This is a genomic window from Bacteroidota bacterium (assembly GCA_013360915.1).
Classification (GTDB): domain Bacteria; phylum Bacteroidota; class JABWAT01; order JABWAT01; family JABWAT01; genus JABWAT01.
The window spans coordinates 1-2,008 of the sequence record JABWAT010000043.1 but is presented as its reverse complement, the minus strand read 5'-3'; the positions used below and the strand labels follow the sequence as shown (position 1 = coordinate 2,008).

Genomic DNA, 2,008 nt, shown 5'->3' with positions numbered 1-2,008 from the left:
ATCATGAGAGCGTTGTGCTCTTCACATACAAAGGTCCGGACTTTGGTACAACCGGTCTTTTCAGGATGGTATCGGTCTGTAACAGGTTGTAACGGGGAGGCGGAGCCTTATCTGCCAACTCATACGCATAGATGGTGGGATTGATGACCGGTCCGGGGTGGAAAGAATTCGTTTTTACTCATTTCTTTCTAAGGGTTTTCAACTTCTTTTCAGCCTGCCCGATACTCGCAATAAATTGTTTTTCTACGTCAGACAGTTCCTGTTCCGGTTTTCTTTTGTAGCTTGTGTATTCTGCCAAAGCTTTTTTCTGTGCGATTTCTGCCGTGATTTTTCCTGCATGGGAAAGTACTTCTTGTCGGCTCATTTTGATGAATCCGTCCAACACTTCAATCCAATCTTTCATGTGCATGGGCTTGCGCTGCATGGCATTGATTTCAGCAATATCCAAATAAGCTGAAACCATGCGATTGAGAATGGCCAACTCTTCTTCCGATAAGTAGTTTTTTGCCACTCCGATTTCCTGCTTCGTTGGCTTATTCCCTTTGAAAGCCGTCAGGCCCATGAAGGGCAAAGCCGAATTTGCCCGCTGAAAAATGACCTCAGCGGCCGTGTGCCCGTGAGCTGCCCAATGCAATTTATTTTGTACCGTTTGAAAAAACTGTTGTGTGACGCTTGCCCGTGGGTCATAGTCAATGCTGGTGGCGTAAATTTCAAGGACTTTCCGGTAAAAAACCTTTTCAGACGAACGGATGTCGCGGATGCGGTCGAGCAGTTCCTCAAAATAACCGCCACCCTGCTTCAATAAGTCGTCGTTCATCGTGAAGCCCTTAATGAGGTACTCTCTCAGCCGCTCGGTTGCCCACATCCGGAACTGTGTACCCCGCAAGGATTTTACCCGATAGCCTACCGAAATCACCACATCAAGGTTGTAATGTGCTGTGTTGTAATTTTTACCATCAGTGGCAGTTGTTCGGAAATACCGAACAACTGAATCCTCTTGCAATTCACCCTCTTCAAAAATATGCTTGATGTGTTCGCTGATATTGGACTTGGAAGATTGAAACAGGTCCACCATATCCGCTTGCGTGAGCCATACGGTGTTGTCGGTAAGTTGCACCTGTATGTTGGTGCTTCCATCTTCGGTTTGGTAGATCAGTAGTTCACTCATTGTCAGAATCAGGGTTTACCAGATGGATGGTTTTTCTGGATTTTATTACTCGTTCTAGCACTTCGGACTTTTGTTTGGTTTGCAACTGTATTGTTTTGTGCGTGGACTGTTTTTTTCTTGTCTTCTTGCAGCAAAATTACCGCAGATGTTGGTTTTTCCTCGCTTTTGGATAACGTTTTGCCTGTTACCCAACTCGATTAAGATGCCAAAAAGCCCCTGAAAATCAAATACCCGGCCAGGGATGGGGGATACAACCGTTTGCAAAAAACGACAGACCGGTCACCGGGCAATCCGGAAACCAGTCTGTCATCTGGCTTAGTCGGTCAGCCGGCGGTTGATTTTCTCCATGGATTTTTTCAGGTCTGCACGCTGCTCGGGGGTGAGAATGGCATACAGATCGGCAAATCCCTGACTGATGGCCGGAATGGCTTTGCTCATTTCATCGCGGCGGGCATTCAGGTTCTCGGTCAGACGGGCTGCATCGACTTTATCGGCCTGAACCTGGCTGTACAATTCGGACCAGGCATCCATCCGTGCCTTTTTCAGATCGGGCACCTGTGACTGCACGTTCAGGACGATGGCTTTCACTTTCACTTCCTGATCCTTCGTCAGATCGAGCTCATCCGAGATTTTGTCGGTGATCCAGTCGGCGCGTTCTTCGGGGGTGGATGGACGGTGATGACAGCCAACAGCCATCATGCCACCCAGTACGACGGGAATAACCGGAATGAACCAGCGTGATTTTCTTCCAAACATGATTGTATCTCCTTTGTTATGTGAATCATGAGAGCGTTGTGCTCTTCACATACAAAGGTCCGGACTTTGGTACAACCGGTCTTT

General features: G+C 47.6%; 2 protein-coding genes. Both read right to left on the bottom strand.

What is annotated here, in order from left to right:
* Positions 1-178: 178 nt before the first annotated feature.
* The gene (locus HUU10_15690) at positions 179-1,168 is read right to left on the bottom strand and encodes a virulence RhuM family protein (protein NUQ83045.1); all 990 of its coding nucleotides are present in this window, start codon (positions 1,166-1,168) and stop codon (positions 179-181) included.
* 315 nt (positions 1,169-1,483) lie between these two features.
* Positions 1,484-1,924, bottom strand: coding sequence for a Spy/CpxP family protein refolding chaperone (locus HUU10_15685; GenBank protein ID NUQ83044.1), 441 nt, complete (start codon positions 1,922-1,924; stop codon positions 1,484-1,486).
* Positions 1,925-2,008 lie beyond the last annotated feature (84 nt).

Bases quoted from the DNA above. Each gene is read 5' to 3' on its own strand.
- HUU10_15685 (NUQ83044.1), bottom strand. From the start codon at position 1,924: ATGTTTGGAAGAAAATCACGCTGGTTCATTCCGGTTATTCCCGTCGTA.
- HUU10_15690 (NUQ83045.1), bottom strand. From the start codon at position 1,168: ATGAGTGAACTACTGATCTACCAAACCGAAGATGGAAGCACCAACATA.